The organism is Achromobacter sp. SD115 (assembly GCF_017355315.1).
In the GTDB taxonomy this organism is placed as follows: domain Bacteria; phylum Pseudomonadota; class Gammaproteobacteria; order Burkholderiales; family Burkholderiaceae_B; genus Achromobacter; species Achromobacter xylosoxidans_B.
The window spans coordinates 19,318-33,654 of record NZ_JADIJM010000009.1 but is presented as its reverse complement, the minus strand read 5'-3'; the positions used below and the strand labels follow the sequence as shown (position 1 = coordinate 33,654).

General features: G+C 66.8%; 12 protein-coding genes. 8 read left to right on the top strand and 4 right to left on the bottom strand.

Annotated elements, in window-relative coordinates; translation table 11 throughout:
* Window positions 1–11 precede the first annotated feature (11 nt).
* The 7 genes from IPU70_RS14460 to IPU70_RS14430 all read left to right on the top strand — a co-directional run bounded on the left by IPU70_RS14460 (window position 12) and on the right by IPU70_RS14430 (window position 7,341).
* Entirely contained in the window at window positions 12–1,007 is a 996-nt protein-coding gene (locus tag IPU70_RS14460; protein WP_207468187.1) for a type II secretion system F family protein, read from the top strand.
* Window positions 1,007–1,876: a tetratricopeptide repeat protein gene (locus tag IPU70_RS14455; RefSeq protein WP_242702505.1), complete on the top strand. Its 870-nt coding sequence runs from the start codon at window positions 1,007–1,009 to the stop codon at window positions 1,874–1,876. The genes IPU70_RS14460 and IPU70_RS14455 overlap by 1 nt, the downstream gene beginning before the upstream one ends.
* A gap of 22 nt (window positions 1,877–1,898) precedes the next feature.
* A complete protein-coding gene (locus IPU70_RS14450) occupies window positions 1,899–2,333 on the top strand; it encodes a DUF3613 domain-containing protein (protein WP_207468185.1) in 435 nt (144 codons plus the stop codon).
* Between the two features lie 101 nt (window positions 2,334–2,434).
* The gene (locus tag IPU70_RS14445; protein ID WP_207468183.1) at window positions 2,435–4,477 is read left to right on the top strand and encodes a TadG family pilus assembly protein; all 2,043 of its coding nucleotides are present in this window, start codon (window positions 2,435–2,437) and stop codon (window positions 4,475–4,477) included.
* 49 nt (window positions 4,478–4,526) lie between these two features.
* Window positions 4,527–5,921 (top strand): sigma 54-interacting transcriptional regulator, encoded by a 1,395-nt coding sequence (locus IPU70_RS14440; protein ID WP_207468181.1) that lies wholly within the window; start codon window positions 4,527–4,529, stop codon window positions 5,919–5,921.
* 117 nt (window positions 5,922–6,038) lie between these two features.
* Window positions 6,039–6,743: a DUF2968 domain-containing protein gene (locus IPU70_RS14435; RefSeq protein WP_207468180.1), complete on the top strand. Its 705-nt coding sequence runs from the start codon at window positions 6,039–6,041 to the stop codon at window positions 6,741–6,743.
* A 139-nt stretch (window positions 6,744–6,882) separates the two neighbouring features.
* On the top strand, window positions 6,883–7,341 hold the full coding sequence (locus IPU70_RS14430) for a DUF1178 family protein (protein WP_207468178.1): 459 nt from the start codon (window positions 6,883–6,885) through the stop codon (window positions 7,339–7,341).
* A gap of 71 nt (window positions 7,342–7,412) precedes the next feature.
* Here the strand turns inward: IPU70_RS14430 and efp are convergent, their stop codons facing one another.
* From efp to IPU70_RS14415, 3 genes are all read right to left on the bottom strand, one after another.
* Complete coding sequence (gene efp / locus IPU70_RS14425; protein WP_013395066.1) at window positions 7,413–7,973, bottom strand: elongation factor P; 561 nt, start codon at window positions 7,971–7,973, stop codon at window positions 7,413–7,415.
* Between the two features lie 135 nt (window positions 7,974–8,108).
* On the bottom strand, window positions 8,109–9,221 hold the full coding sequence (gene earP / locus IPU70_RS14420) for an elongation factor P maturation arginine rhamnosyltransferase EarP (RefSeq protein WP_207468177.1): 1,113 nt from the start codon (window positions 9,219–9,221) through the stop codon (window positions 8,109–8,111).
* A gap of 6 nt (window positions 9,222–9,227) precedes the next feature.
* Window positions 9,228–10,430, bottom strand: a complete 1,203-nt coding sequence (locus IPU70_RS14415; RefSeq protein ID WP_207468175.1) for a DUF2863 family protein — start codon at window positions 10,428–10,430, stop codon at window positions 9,228–9,230.
* Window positions 10,431–10,639: 209 nt separating this feature from the next.
* On the opposite strand from IPU70_RS14415, the gene IPU70_RS14410 reads away from it, so the two are divergent.
* The gene (locus IPU70_RS14410) at window positions 10,640–11,416 is read left to right on the top strand and encodes a class III extradiol ring-cleavage dioxygenase (protein WP_207468173.1); all 777 of its coding nucleotides are present in this window, start codon (window positions 10,640–10,642) and stop codon (window positions 11,414–11,416) included.
* A gap of 90 nt (window positions 11,417–11,506) precedes the next feature.
* On the opposite strand, the gene acnA is transcribed toward IPU70_RS14410, so the two are convergent.
* Entirely contained in the window at window positions 11,507–14,212 is a 2,706-nt protein-coding gene (gene acnA / locus IPU70_RS14405) for an aconitate hydratase AcnA (protein WP_207468171.1), read from the bottom strand.
* Window positions 14,213–14,337 lie beyond the last annotated feature (125 nt).

Sequence of the window (14,337 nt, the reverse complement as noted above, 5' to 3'; positions counted from 1 at the left end):
GGAGGCGCCGCATGGACACCCTGCAATCCTGGAACGCATCCACCGTGCTGGCGATGGCGCTGATGCTGGTGGCTGCCGGCCTGGTGGTGCTGGGCCTGGGTATGGCGCGGCGCCTGCGCAGCCAGGGCCGCAGCCGCCAGGTGGTGGATCAGGCGCTGGCCGCGCGCGAGGGCGGCGCGGCCTCGGCGGCCCTGCGCGGCGAAGGCGGGCAGGGCCGGCTGGCGGCGGCCGCGCGGGCGGCCGACACCTTCGGCAAACGCCTCAGCGAGGGCCGGCTGGCCGACGCGCTGCTCGCCTCCGAGGACCGCAAACTGGTGGACATGGCGGGCTATGCCAATCCAGGCACCGCGCGTTCGCGTTTCGTGCTGGTCCGGTTCGGCTTGGCGATCCTGCTGCCGGTGGTGGCGGTCACGCTGGACTTGAGCAAGCATCTTCCCGATATGCCGATGGGCGCCTTGGTCGCGGGCTTTGCCGGCTTCGCGATCGGCTACATGCTGCCTAAGTGGATCGTGCAGCGGCGCCTGGCGCGCCGCCGCAGGCAGGCGGCCGACGAACTGCCCCTGTTGATCGACCTGCTGCGCCTGTTGCAGGGCGTGGGCCTGTCGATCGACCAGAGCCTGCAGGTGCTGGTCAAGGAGTTCGGGCAGGTGCTGCCGGTACTGGCGTTCGAATTGCGCCTGGCCTCCGAACTTTATGTGCGCGGCCGCACGCGCGAGCAATCGCTGGCCAGGCTGGCCGCGGGCTTCGATAACGACGATCTGTCCGCCATCTGCCGCCTGATCGCGCAGGTCGACCAGCACGGGGGCGCGGTGCAGGAGCCCTTGAACCGCTTCGGCGAACGTCTGCGGGACAAGCGGCGCCTGGAACTGAAGGAGAAGGTGGGCAAGACCACGGTCAAGATGACCGGGGTCATGATCGTGACGTTGCTGCCCGCGCTGTTGATCGTGACGGGCGGAGCGGGGTTTATCGCGGTGTTGCGCGGCTTGTCGCGCATGGGGGGGATGTAATGAACGGCGGAACGGAAAGCAGGTCGCGCGCATGGCGTTGCGCGCTGGCGGCCACGGTGCTGGTCGCGGGCGCGGGCTTGAGCGGATGCAAGACCAACAACGCGGAATCCGCCTGGCAGCTGATCCAGCAACAGCAGCAGGAACAGGCGTTGATGCGGCAGAAGGAAGACGAGGCCCAAAGCAAGAGCCGGCCCAAGGAGCCGGAGATGATGCTGTCCATGATCGTCGAGGCGCAGCGCCAGGAGCGCTATTACGCGTCGCTCGCATACATCGATGGCTATCAGCAGAAGTACGGCAACGACGCGCGGGTGGCGGTGCTGCGCGCCGAGGCGCTGCGCCAGACCGGACAGGCGGCGCAGAGCGAGCAGGCCTACCGCGCGCTGACCGCCACCGACCAGGCCGCCGAGGGCTGGCATGGCCTGGGCTTGATCGCCGGTTCGCGCGGGCAGTTCGATCAGGCGGCCGATTACTTTTCGCGCGCGGCCAGGCTGGCGCCGATGGACGCGCGGATCCTGGGCGATCTGGGCTACGCGCGCTTGCGGGCGGGCGATCCGGCGGGCGCGCGCGTGCCCCTGGGGCAGGCGGCTGAATTGACGCCGGAAAGCGGCAAGGTGCTGGCGAACCTGGCGGTGCTGCTGCTGGTCGAGGGCGATCCGCTCAAGGCGCAGCGCCTGATGGAGCGGGCGCAACTGAGCGATGAAGCGCGCGGCCAGGTGCTGCGTCTTGCCGCCGAGATCCGCGGCCAACTGGCCCCGGTGCCGGGCGCGTCCTACGCGCCGGCCACCCGGGTGTCCAGCGGCGGGCAGACGGTCATGCCGATGATGAGCCCTTTGATGGAAGGGCTGGGCAACGGCCCCATCGTGCGCTAACCCTGTCTTGAGGAAGACTGCCATGTCTCATTCGACCCAGCACGGATTGTTCATCCTGGTCTGCGCCCTGGGGGCGCTGGCGCCTTCCGCCGGCCATGCGCAATCCAATGCGCCGCTGACGGGCAGCATGTCGGGCGCCGCGAGCAGCGCGCCCGCGACGGCGCCAGCGTCTGCGCCTGCATCGGCCCCTGCGGCCGCCATGCCCGACCGGCCGGTGGTGCAGCAGGTGCAGACCCCGCTGCCGCAAGCGCCGGCCGCCGAACCCGCGGCGCAGGAGGGCTTCGGCGACGTGACGCGCGGCCTGTTGGCGGCGCAGGCCGACGGCCGCCGCGCCGGCAATGCCTTGCCTGTGCTGGGGCCGGTCTCCACGGCGGCCTGGAACCGCTATCTGGAAAGCTTCAAACGTCCGATTCCGGAGTGGTTCGACCGGAATGTGGAAATCCCCAACGTCCAGTAAATCCAGGGAACCTGTTTCTCCGCCGCCTGCGGAAACGGAGTCGCAATAGCATGTCGGCCGGCCGTCCACATCCTTCCTCGCCGTCGCGGCAACGCGGCAGCATGACTGTCGCCGTCGTCTTCGCGGTGCTGGTGGGAGTGGTGTTGCTGGGCGTGCTGCAGCTCGCCTACGGCTACTACATGAAGCGCGAAATGCAGAAGGCCGCGGACCTGGCGGCGCTGTCGGCGGTGCAGGTTCTGAACCTTGGCTCCAGCGCGGATTGCACCCGGGCCGCCGCCGCGGGCAAAGCCTCCGCCCTGGCCAATGTGCCGAACATCCTGGACACCTTCACTGCCACCGATTTCACGGTGGAATGCAAGGTATGGGATCCGGCGCGCTCCGACCCGTCCGGCATGCACGTCTTCGACGCGGCCGGCGGGCAGGCCTACAACGCGGTGCGGGTTGCGGTGCGCAAGCAACTGGCGAATCTCATCCCCGGCGTCGGCGGCGTCACGGCGTCGGTCGCGGCGGTGGCTACCAACACGCTGCCGGTGGCGACCTTCACGGTGGGATCGCGGCTGCTGCGCCTGGAGCGGGGCGGTCTGCTGTCACAGCTGCTGGCTACGGCGGGGGCCTCGCCCACGCAACTGGATGTGCTGGACGCCGCCGGCCTGGCCAATGTCGGCATCACGCCAGCCGGCCTGCTGGAAGCGTTGGGCCTGCCGTTGTCGGTGGCGGCCGGGGTGGGTACGCCTGAGCAATTGACGGCGCTAAGCAATCTGACCCTGGGTCAACTCTTGCGCGCCACGCTGAGCGTCATCGACAAGCAGAGAACTGTCAATGCCGATGTCGGGCTGCTGAGCGGAGCCATCAACACGGTGTTGGACCTGATGCCGCTGAACCTGCCCGTGAAACTGTTCGGAGACGGCGGCGTGCTGAATCTGGATGTGGTCGGCGGCGATCCCGGCGCCGCCTTGCAGGCCAAGGTCAATGCGCTCAACATCCTGGAAACCGGCCTGGCCATCGCCAACGGCAGCAACCTGATCAATCTGGGGCTGAGCGTGCCGCTGCTGGGCCTGGAGGCGGGGGTGCGCATCGTCGAGCCGCCTGCCGTGGGCGTGGGCGGCGTGGGCGCGCAGGCGATCAGCGCCGGCATACGCGTGTATCTGCGCGTCAGTACCAGCAACATACCGCTGCTCGGGCCCTTGTTGGCGAACACGCTGAAAACCAAGGTGGACCTGCCCATCATCATCGACGTGGCGCAATCCACGGGTACGCTGCGCAAGCTCTGCGAGGCGCCGCTGCCCGCGAATCAGGCGGTGATTGAAGTGACGTCGGCCGCGGCTAGCGTTTGCGTGGGGCGCTTCCCGGGCATGGAGTCCAAGACCGACACCAAATCCGCGAATTTCCAGTCGCTCACCAACCGCTGCGAACCCGGCGCGTTCGGCGCCATCGACCGCTATCAGGTATTGGACGTGCTGGGCATACTGCCGCTTTCCGCCCGGTTCACGCTGCCGGTGTTCAGTTCCTCGGCGCCTGTGCCGGTAACTCTCACCGCGCCGCCATCGCCCAACTCCACCGCCACCGTCAACGCCACCAACCTGGACCTGTCCAAGCTTGCCTCCAACCTGACGGACGCGCTGATCGGCGGCATCCTGGGGGACCTGTTCAACACCGGCACACCGCTGACCGAAACGCAGCGCAGCGAGCTGGCGACCCAGCTGGTGGGTGGCGACAAGAACAACGCCGGCAAGACCATCTCCAAGGTCGTCAATGACATGCAATGGTCCAAAACCGCGATGGACCAGCTCGGCACGCGCCTGAGCACGGGCGGCCTGACCGGCGTACTGGGCGGCACGCTGCAACTGGTCGGCGGCATCCTGAATTCGCTCTTGCTGGCCCCGCTTAGCGATGTGACCTGCGCCCTGGCGCTGGTGCCGGACGCGATCCGGCAGTGCCGCGTCAACGCCGTCGGCGCGCTGGCCTTGAATGGCAGCGGGCAGGTGGGTGGCGTGCTGTCGGTCGTCATGGTGTTGCTGGATCCCTTGCTGAGTTCGCTGTCCGTGGCGCTGCAGCAGCTGCTCAACGCGCTGGGCCTGAGTGTGGGCCAGACCGACGTGTCATTGATCTCCGTGGATTGCGGCAAGCCTCGCCTGGTGTACTGATGATGAAGCTCCTGACCCCCATCCCTTTCCTTCCCGCATGGTCCAAGCGATGAGCCAGAATTTCGCGCGTGAAGAATTCGACGTGTACGTCTGGGAGGGCACTTCCGACATTGCCAGTCGCGCCGAGCGCTGCCTCGCGGGCATGGACGTGTCGCTGCTGCGGGCGGACGCCGGCACCGCGTTTCCGCCGCCGCGCGACCTGGCGCGGCCGGCCGTGGCCCTGGTGTCGGTCTCCGTGATGGGCGACAAGCGCTTCAGCGGCTACGATTGGCTGGCGGCGCAGGGCCTGCCTGTCATCTGGGTGGCCGCGGAAGCGCGCGGCCGCGACCCGCGCTACTACCCGCCGGAATACTCCTACACGCTGCCGCTGACCTTCACCACGGCCGATCTGCGCAAGCTGTTGTATGAATTGCTGGGCACGCTGAATCAGCTCACGCGTTCCGCGCCGCGCCGCGAGCAGCCGCTGGTCGCCGTGTCCGCGACCATGCAGGACCTGCTGGCCGAGGCGGAAATGTATGCCGACTGCCGCAGCAACGTGCTGATCCATGGCGAGACCGGTGTAGGCAAGGAGCGCATCGCCCGCCTGCTGCACGACCATGCCGCCTGGTCCGGCGGACCTTTTGTGGCGGTCAACTGCGGCGCCATCCCCGAAGGCCTGTTCGAGGCGCATTTCTTTGGTCATGCCAAGGGCGCTTTCACCGGAGCGATCGGCGCGCACAAGGGCTACTTCGAGCAGGCCAGCGGCGGCACGCTGTTTCTGGACGAGATCGGCGATCTGCCGCTCTACCAGCAGGTCAAGCTCTTGCGCGTCCTGGAACAGAGCACGGTGACGCGGTTGGGCTCGACCGTGGAGGTGCCGGTGGACTTCCGCCTGGTCGCCGCCACCAACAAGGATTTGCGGGTGCTGGTGGGGCAGGACGAGTTCCGCGCCGACCTGTACTACCGGCTGGCGGTCATCGAACTGCGCATTCCCAACCTGGAGCAGCGCGGGCCGGAAGAAAAGGCGGCGATCTTCCGCGCCTTGCTGCAGGGGCAGGGCGTGGACGGCGAGCCGCCGCAATGGCTGCTGGACCGTGTCTCGCGCACGCGCTACGAGGGCAACGTGCGCGAGCTGTCCAACGTCGCCGAGCGCGTCGCCATCGTGCGGCGGCAGTTCCAGGCCTGGGACCTGCCGCGCATCGAACGCATTTTCGACCAGCTGGCGGAACCGCTGCGCGTGGTGGGCGCAGCGGCCGGCGCGCGGGCCGAGCCCGCCGTCTTCACCGATGCCGAACGCGCGGAGCGCGAGCGCGTGCTGGCGGCGCTGGACGCCAACGGCTGGCGCCGCCAGGACACCGCCCACACGCTGGGCATCAGCCGCAAGGTGCTGTGGGAAAAAATGCGCAAGCTGCAACTGGGGGCAGGCCAGGGCGAACCCGCCGACGGCGTCGCCGAGACTGTGTGAACACGCAATAGGGAATGGCCCGTAGGGGGCGACAATTCCGGGTTCACCGCATGTAAGCGCGTCTGTCCCGGCCGCAATAAATTGCTATAGTTCCGCAACGATTTTTTTGGGGAAGGCATGAACGTCCAATTTATCCGTGGCGCCGTCCGCATGGCGCTGTTGGGCACGGCCCTGTCCGGCCTGGCCGCTTGCGCCAGCGCGCAATCCGAAGCGCCCAGGCCCACGGTTAAACAGGTCGAGGACACGCAGGCGGCATCCACGCCCGTGACTCCCCCCGCACCGCCGCCGGCCGCGCGTCCGGCCTCCACGATGTCGGAGCTGCAAAGCCTGATCCAGAATCGCCAGGTGTCGGAGCTGCGCACCGCCTACAACGGCACCTACGGCGCCAGCCTGCTGTTCAAGCCGGACGACCTGACCTATTACGTCGCCCTGTTCCAGCAAAAGGATTTCTGGCGCGTGGTGAAGACCAAGTCGGACAAGCAGGCCGAAGCGACTTACCGCGCCTTCGTCGCCCAATCGGCCGAGCTGGCCGAGGTGGACATCAAGCGCATCAAGATGCAGGCCGAGTACGCGCATGCCGAGAAGCTGCTGGCCAGCCGCAGCGCCGAACTGAGCACCTTGCAGGCCGACCGCACGCTGCGCATGCAGCAGGAGGAGCAGGTGGCTGCGCGCCAGGAGCAATCGCGCCAGGAAGCTACGGCGCTGGCCGATCAGCAGAAGGACGTGCGCCAGCAACTGCGCGACCTGCAACGCCAGATCGACGCCTTGCAGGCGCAGCAGGCGCAGGTGGGGAATCCCTCCGCGCAGAACCGCGCCAAATAAGCCCTCGGGCAGCCGGAAAAGCGGGCCTGCGGGCCCGCTTTGTCCTGGGCTGCCGGGAAAGGCATTGCGCATGCCAGGGACTAGCAGCCCGAGGCGCGCGCTTTCTTGTATTCTGGGAGTTGCACCCCATATAGACGCCATGGCACTTAAAGTTTTCGACCTCCAGTGCGAGCACAGCCACATTTTCGAGGGCTGGTTCAGTTCGCACGAAGACTACGACGCGCAGCAGGCGCGCGGCCTCGTCACGTGTCCGGTGTGCGGTTCCGCCAGCATCACCAAGCGGCTGTCCGCGCCGCGCTTGAACGTCGCCCACCTGCACGCGCCGGCAACCCAGCCGGCCGTGCCTGCCAACGCCTCCGACGCCGACAAGATGGCGGCCTTGCAGGCGGCCGTGATGCGCCAGGTGCGCACGCTGTTGCGCAATACCGAGAACGTGGGGCCGCGCTTCGCGGAAGAGGCGCGCCGCATCCACGAAGGCGATGCCGATGACCGCCCGATCCGCGGCACGGCGACGCCCGAGGAGCGCGTGGCGCTGGCCGACGAGGGCATCGACGTCATGGCCGTGCCGGACTTCCTGGACGACGAGCGCTTGCAGTAGCGCCAGTGCGCACCGCGGCAATAAAAAAGCCAGACCCGAAGGTCTGGCTTTTTTTCTGCCTGCTTGCCGGATCAGTTGTTGACGCGGCTGCGGTATTCGTTCGTGCGGGTGTCGATTTCGATCCTGTCGCCGATGGCGCAGAACAGCGGCACGTTCAGTTCGTAGCCGGTGTTGATCTTGGCGGGCTTGGTCACCTTGCCCGAGGTATCGCCACGCACGGCGGGTTCGGTGTAGGTGATTTCGCGCACGATGGTCGTGGGCAGTTCAACCGAAATGGCGCGGCCGTCGTAGAAGACCACTTCCACGGGCATCGCTTCTTCCAGGTAGTTCAGGGCGTCGCCCATGCTTTCGGCTTCGATTTCGTACTGGTTGTACTCTTCGTCCATGAAGACGTACATCGGGTCGCCGAAGTAGGAGTAGGTGCACTCCTTGCGGTCGAGCTGGACGACTTCGAACTTTTCGTCGGCCTTGTAGACCGATTCGCTGGCCGAGGCGGTCAGCAGGTTCTTGAACTTCAGCTTCACAACAGCGGCGTTGCGGCCAGACTTGTTGTATTCGGCCTTCTGGACCACGAGGGGATCCTTGCCGACCATGACCACGTTGCCGACTCGCAATTCCTGAGCGGTTTTCATCGATAAAACTCCGGGGGTGATGGGTGCACTCGCCGTGCTTGCAAAAAGCCGCCGCTGACAGCGGCTTCGTGCACACCCCGGGAGGCGTCATAGTAGAGGCCCGACAAATACAGGGCGCTCGGAAAACTCTCTATTCTAACGTTTCTTGGCCAAGTCTGCGCAAAAATCGGCCAGATTTTCGGCAAGATCCGGCAACGCCGCCTGGCTCGCATCCCAGGTCCGCGCGGCGGCGGCCCAGTCCGCCCAGGCGGCTGGCGCCAGGGCGACCGACAGCGCCGCAGAGGTTGCGCCGGTTTCCGGCTGGTTCCAGGCGCGGATCAGCGCCTGGGCGGTTTCCGGGGCCGGATAGCGGGCCAGCCAGGCCTCGAGCTTTTCCAGGTGCACGTTTTCATCCTGGGGATAGATCTGCCAGACCAGCGGGCGCGCGGCCCAGGCGGCGCGGACGAAGGAATCCTCGCCCCGCACGAAGTTCAGGTCGCAGCACCACAGCAGCCGGTCGAAATCCGGCTGCGCGACGAAGGGCAGCCGGGCGATCAGCGGAGCGCCCGGCGCCGCGCAGGCAGCTTCCAGGCCGGGGGCCACGCCCTCGGGCGCCAGCAGCACGCTGGGGCGCGGGTCGGCGGACAGCGCTTCGGCCAGCGCCGCCACCGGCGCGGTGGGGTAGCAAAACAGGGACAGCGTGCGTGCGCCGTCGCGGCGGCGCAACAGCAGGTCTTGGCCCACCCCCAGCGACCGCAGGAAGGCCTCCTGATCCTGCGGCGATGCCTGCAGGGCGTCCCGTTCGGCCGATAGGCCGGGTTCGCGCAGCAGTCCGCCGGTGGCGGCGGTGAAACCGGGAAAGTAGAAGTGCTTGACCAGCCCGTCCGGCCGTTGCGAGGGCAGGCCGTGGCAGCTTTCCACCCAGGACTCGGCGCTCAGGTATTCCAGGTTGATCCAGGCCGGATGCACCCGACGCATGCTGTCCAGGAACGCCGCGGGAGGATCGCAGGCGAAGGCCTCGATCACCACGTCGCGGGCGCTGAGCGCCGGATCCGGTGTATCGGACCAGTGCACGATGTCGATGCCGGCCAGTTGCTGGCGCGGCAGCCCGGCAATGATGCCGGGCTGGATGCGGGCGAAGCTGGCCAGGTCGTCGACCCACAGGCGCACATCCCAGCCGCGGCCGTGCGCCAGCCGGCGCGCCAGCCGCCAGCAGACGCCGATGTCGCCGTAGTTGTCGACGACCCGGCAGAAGATGTCCGCTTGCATTGCCGCCTAGTGGAACTTGGCCGGCGAGGCTTCCGCGTCCTCGGGCAGTTCGGCGTGCACCAGTTCGCCCAGGGGATTGGGGAAGTAGGGCGCGCCGCAGTCTTCGCAGTACTCGGGCGGCAGCACGCCGGGGATGCGGCGCACTTCCGTCACGCCGTATTCCTTCAGCAGCGCCGCGATTTCGTCCACCACGTCGGGCTGGCCTTCGTCGGCCGGCTGGTCTTCTTCGCGGCCATACAGGGGCCAGACGCAGCCGTAGTAGACATCGTTGCTGCTGCGCGCCGTGAAGCTGATGCGGTATTCGTCGATGCGGCTTTCGCCGCAGCCGGCCACTACCGCCCGCAGTTGGGAGGCTTCGAGGCTGACCGCGCCTTCCAGCCAGCTGATTGCCGCGCGCAGCGACAGCGGCCGCACCCGGCGGTCGGCTTCGCGGTTGCTGACGTAATAGGCGTCGGGCAGCAGGGCTTCGAAACCGCAGCCGGGCAGCAGATTGGCCAGGGTGGGCTGGGCCTGCGCCGCCCATTGCTCCTGGCAGGCATCGCGGCTGGCCTCGGCCTCGCCCAGCTGTTCCTGCCAGCGGAAGATCGGTTCGCCCTCGGGTACCGCGACGGCCGCCACGATGTAGCGCGTGTCGGCCAGCATGTTGGCCGTCTCGGTCTCGGTATTCAGGGCGGGCTTGGTGGTTTCGGCGCCCAGCGCCTGCGTGCCCAGGCGCTGCAGCCATTGCCAGGTTTCGGAGAAGGTGCGCGGCATCTGGTCCACGCTGACCAGCATGGGCATCAGCGTGCTGCGGGCCTTGCTGGACAGGACATGGCCGTGCAGCTGAGCGACCAGCGCTTGTTGCGCGCTGGCCGAAATCGGACCGGTAGGGATGGCGTAGCGGGTCCAGGCGACGATGGGCGCCACGACCAGCAAAATGTCATGGCGGACGCCATTTTTCTCGATCTTCATCGATTCGGACAGGGTTTCGGCCTGTTCGATCAGGATCTCGTAGGCGCCCACGTCACCCTGGGCGAGGTGGTCCAGGGCCGCTTCCAGGGGGGCATCCTGCCCCGCCTTCAGCAGCTTTGGAATCGCTTCGCCAAGCTGGTTCTCCCAGAACACGTCTTCGAGGCGGCTGCCCGAGCGGTTGAGCGCCTGGGCAAGCGCGACCAGTTTGGCGGCGTCACGGGTAAGGCGGGGAGCGGATTGGCTGCGGGATCGGGCCATAACTTCGGGGAGCGTCCAGTAAGTGTGCAACTGCGTAGTTTAACGCCCGGCGCGCACCGCGGCGCGACGGGTCCGCCCGGGCTCGTAGTTATCGCGTTGCGGACTTATTGATGCCAAAAGAGCAATAGATAATGTCGAAATAGGTGGTTTATTGCTGATATGAAACGGCGGAAAATGGCTCCATCGACTCAATATCAGGAGGCACCGCGATGCGCTGGCCTACGCTTTTCGTTTCCCATGGATCCCCCATGCTCGCCGTCGAACCCGGCCAGACCGGCCCCGCGCTAGCCGCCTGGAGCGCGGCGCAAGGCCGCAAGCCCAAAGGCATCCTGGTGGTGTCGCCGCACTGGATGGGCGAGGGCCTGGCATTGTCCACCCGCGACCGCCAGGTGGCCTGGCACGATTTCGGCGGTTTTCCGCAGGAGCTCTATACGCTGCAGTACCCGGCTCCCGGCTCGCCTGAGCTGGCGCTGCGGGTGCAGGGCTTGCTGGCCGAGTCGGGCATCGTCGCCGACCTGGATCCGCGCCGTCCGCTGGACCATGGCGCCTGGGTGCCGCTGCGCTACCTCTATCCGGAAGCGGACGTGCCGGTGGTGCAACTGTCCCTGGACATGGGCCGCGACGCGGCCGGGCAATTGGAACTCGGCCGCGCGCTGGCCCGGCTGCGGGACGAGGACATCCTGGTCATCGGCTCGGGCTCGCTGACGCACAACCTGCGCCACGTGCGCATGCCGCAGGACGCGCCCGCGCTGCCCTATGTGCCGGCCTTCCAGCAGTGGTACGCCGACAAGCTCGCCGGCCGCGACCTGCCGGCGCTGCTGGACTGGGAGGCGCAGGCGCCGGGCGCGGCGCAGGCCCATCCGCACGACGACCACCTGATGCCGCTGTACGTGGCGCTGGGTGCGGGCGGGGCGGGCTTTCGACGCCTGAACGACGAGATCTCCTACGGCGCGCTGGCAATGGACGCCTACGAGTTCGCGGACTGATCAGGGCGCGGCCGCCGCGGCGCGCAGGCAATGAAAATGCCCCGGCAACCTCGCGGTTGCCGGGGCATTGTTTTGCTGATCAGGCAGGGATCAGGCCGCCAGCAGTTGGCGCAGCACGAAGGGCAGGATGCCGCCGTGCTGGTAGTAGTCCACCTCGATCGGGGTGTCGATGCGCAGCAGCACCGTGACATCTTGCTTGGAACCGTCCTTGCGGGTGATCGTCAAGGTCACGTCCTGCATCGGCTTGATGCCGTTTTCCAGGCCGGAGATGTCATAGGTTTCCTCGCCGGTGATGCCCAGCGACTGCACGCTGTCCGCGCCCTTGAACTGCAGGGGCAGCACGCCCATGCCGACCAGGTTGCTGCGGTGGATGCGCTCGAAGCTGCGCGTGATCACGGCCTTCACGCCCAGCAGCTGGGTGCCCTTGGCGGCCCAGTCGCGCGACGAGCCGGTGCCGTACTCTTCGCCGCCGAACACCACGGTGGGCGTGCCGGCGCCGACGTACTGCATGGCCGCGTCATAGATGGACATCTGCTCGCCGGTGGGCTGGAACAGGGTGTCGCCGCCTTCGAAGCGGCTGCCGTCCGGCAGCGCCGGGATCATGAGGTTCTTGATGCGCACGTTGGCGAAGGTGCCGCGCATCATGATCTCGTGGTTGCCGCGGCGCGAGCCGTAGCTGTTGAAGTCGGCCTTCATGACGCCGTTTTCCTTCAGCCACTTGCCCGCGGGCGAGGTTTCCTTGATGGAGCCGGCCGGCGAGATGTGGTCGGTGGTGACCGAGTCGCCGAACACGCCCAGCGCGCGCGCGCCCTTGACCGCCGGCATCGCGCCCGGCGTCATGCCGAAGCCCTCGAAGAAGGGCGGCTCGGCGATGTAGGTGGAATCAGGCCAGTTGTAGGTATCGCCGGTGACGCCCTTGATGTTCTCCCAGAGCTTGCCGGGATTGCTCTTGACCTGGCCGTAGTTGGCTTCGAAGGCCTTGGGATCCAGGGCGTACTGCAGCAGCGACTCGACTTCCTCGGTGGTCGGCCAGATGTCGCCCAGCCAGACGTCGCCGTTCTTGCCGCGGCCCACGGGTTCGGTCATCAGGTCGCGCGTGACCGTGCCGGCCAGGGCGTAGGCCACGACCAGCGGCGGCGAGGCCAGGAAGTTGGCCTTGATGTTCGGATGGATGCGGGCCTCGAAGTTGCGGTTGCCCGAGAGCACGGCCGAGCAGATCAGGTCGTTGCTGGTGATGGCTTCGTTCAGGTCCGGGGTCAGGTCGCCGGCGTTGCCGATGCAGGTGGTGCAGCCGTAGGCGGCCACGTCGAAGCCGAGCTTTTCCAGGTAGGGCAGAAGGCCCGTCTTGGTCAGGTATTCAGTGACCACGCGGGAGCCAGGGGCCAGCGAGGTCTTGATGTGCTTGGGCACCGTCATGCCGGCTTCCACGGCCTTCTTGGCCAGCAAGCCGGCCGCCAGCAGCACGCTGGGGTTGGACGTGTTGGTGCAGGACGTGATGGCGGCGATCAGGACGTCGCCGTTCTTGACCTTGGTGCCGGCGCTGGTGGTGAACGTCTGTTCCAGTTTCTCGGCCGGCTGGTTGAAGCCGTTCTCGGCGACCGGCTTGGAGTACAGGTCGATGAAGGTGTTCTTGACGTTGCCGATCTCGATGCGGTCCTGCGGACGCTTCGGGCCCGCCAGCGACGGCGCGACGGTGGACAGGTCCAGCGTCAGCAGCTTGGTGAAATTGATGTCCTTTGCCTTGGGCACACCGAACATCTTCTGGGCCTTGAAGTAGGCCTCGAAGGCGGCGATTTCGTCTTCGGTGCGGCCGGTGCCGCGGAAGTAGTCGATGGTGCGCTCGTCGACCGGGAAGAAGCCCATGGTGGCGCCGTATTCCGGCGCCATGTTGCCGATGGTGGCGCGTTCGGCCACGGACAGGCTGGCGGTGCCTTCGCCGCAGAATTCGACGAACTTGCCCACCACTTTCTCGCGGCGCAGCATTTCAGTGATGGTCAGCACCAGGTCGGTGGCGGTGACGCCGCCGCGCAGCTTGCCCTTCAGTTCCACGCCGACCACGTCGGGGGTCAGGAAGTAGACAGGCTGGCCCAGCATGCCGGCCTCGGCCTCGATGCCGCCCACGCCCCAGCCCACCACGCCGATGCCATTGATCATGGTGGTGTGGCTGTCGGTGCCCACCAGCGAGTCGGGGTAGTAGACGTTGTTCTGCTTGTCCAGGTGCACGCCGCGCGCCAGGTATTCCAGATTGACCTGGTGGACGATGCCGAAGCCCGGAGGCACGACGCCGAAGGTGTCGAATGCCTGCATGCCCCACTTCATGAACTGGTAGCGTTCCTGGTTGCGCTTGAACTCCAGCTTCATGTTCAGGTCCAGCGCATTCTTGGTGCCGAAGTAGTCGATCATGACCGAGTGGTCCACCACCAGGTCCACCGGCACCAGCGGCTCGATGCTCTTGGGGCTCTTGCCCATCTTGTCGGCCACCGAACGCATGGCGGCGATGTCGGCCAGCAGCGGCACGCCGGTGAAGTCCTGCAGCACCACGCGGGCCACCACGAACGGAATTTCGTCTTCACGGCGGGCATTGGCCTGCCAGTTGGCCAGCTGCTTGACGTGCTCTTCGGTCACCTTCTTGCCGTCGCAATTGCGCAGCACGGATTCCAGCACGATGCGGATCGAAACCGGGAGCCGCTGCACGTCGATGCCGAGGGACTTGCCCAGCGCCGGCAGCGAATAGTACTGACAGGATTTATTGCCGATCTTGAAATTCTTGAGGGTGTCTAGGGTGTTGTGCGGCATGATGGACTCCGTGGTTTTGCCCGGTTGAAGCCGGCATTTTCTGGCGTTTTTGGGCATTTGTCATTCTATGTGAGACTGACGCCTGCGCGGCTGCATGTCTTATATCTTATATAAGACTTAGCCGG

What these genes read in the sequence shown, in the direction of transcription:
- IPU70_RS14415 (WP_207468175.1), bottom strand. Translation starts at nt 10,430, where the DNA reads ATGGCCCGATCCCGCAGCCAATCCGCTCCCCGCCTTACCCGTGACGCC.
- IPU70_RS14455 (WP_242702505.1), top strand. Translation starts at nt 1,007, where the DNA reads ATGAACGGCGGAACGGAAAGCAGGTCGCGCGCATGGCGTTGCGCGCTG.
- IPU70_RS14450 (WP_207468185.1), top strand. Translation starts at nt 1,899, where the DNA reads ATGTCTCATTCGACCCAGCACGGATTGTTCATCCTGGTCTGCGCCCTG.
- IPU70_RS14445 (WP_207468183.1), top strand. Translation starts at nt 2,435, where the DNA reads ATGACTGTCGCCGTCGTCTTCGCGGTGCTGGTGGGAGTGGTGTTGCTG.
- IPU70_RS14430 (WP_207468178.1), top strand. Translation starts at nt 6,883, where the DNA reads ATGGCACTTAAAGTTTTCGACCTCCAGTGCGAGCACAGCCACATTTTC.
- IPU70_RS14460 (WP_207468187.1), top strand. Translation starts at nt 12, where the DNA reads ATGGACACCCTGCAATCCTGGAACGCATCCACCGTGCTGGCGATGGCG.
- earP (WP_207468177.1), bottom strand. Translation starts at nt 9,221, where the DNA reads ATGCAAGCGGACATCTTCTGCCGGGTCGTCGACAACTACGGCGACATC.
- acnA (WP_207468171.1), bottom strand. Translation starts at nt 14,212, where the DNA reads ATGCCGCACAACACCCTAGACACCCTCAAGAATTTCAAGATCGGCAAT.
- IPU70_RS14410 (WP_207468173.1), top strand. Translation starts at nt 10,640, where the DNA reads ATGCGCTGGCCTACGCTTTTCGTTTCCCATGGATCCCCCATGCTCGCC.
- IPU70_RS14435 (WP_207468180.1), top strand. Translation starts at nt 6,039, where the DNA reads ATGAACGTCCAATTTATCCGTGGCGCCGTCCGCATGGCGCTGTTGGGC.
- IPU70_RS14440 (WP_207468181.1), top strand. Translation starts at nt 4,527, where the DNA reads ATGAGCCAGAATTTCGCGCGTGAAGAATTCGACGTGTACGTCTGGGAG.
- efp (WP_013395066.1), bottom strand. Translation starts at nt 7,973, where the DNA reads ATGAAAACCGCTCAGGAATTGCGAGTCGGCAACGTGGTCATGGTCGGC.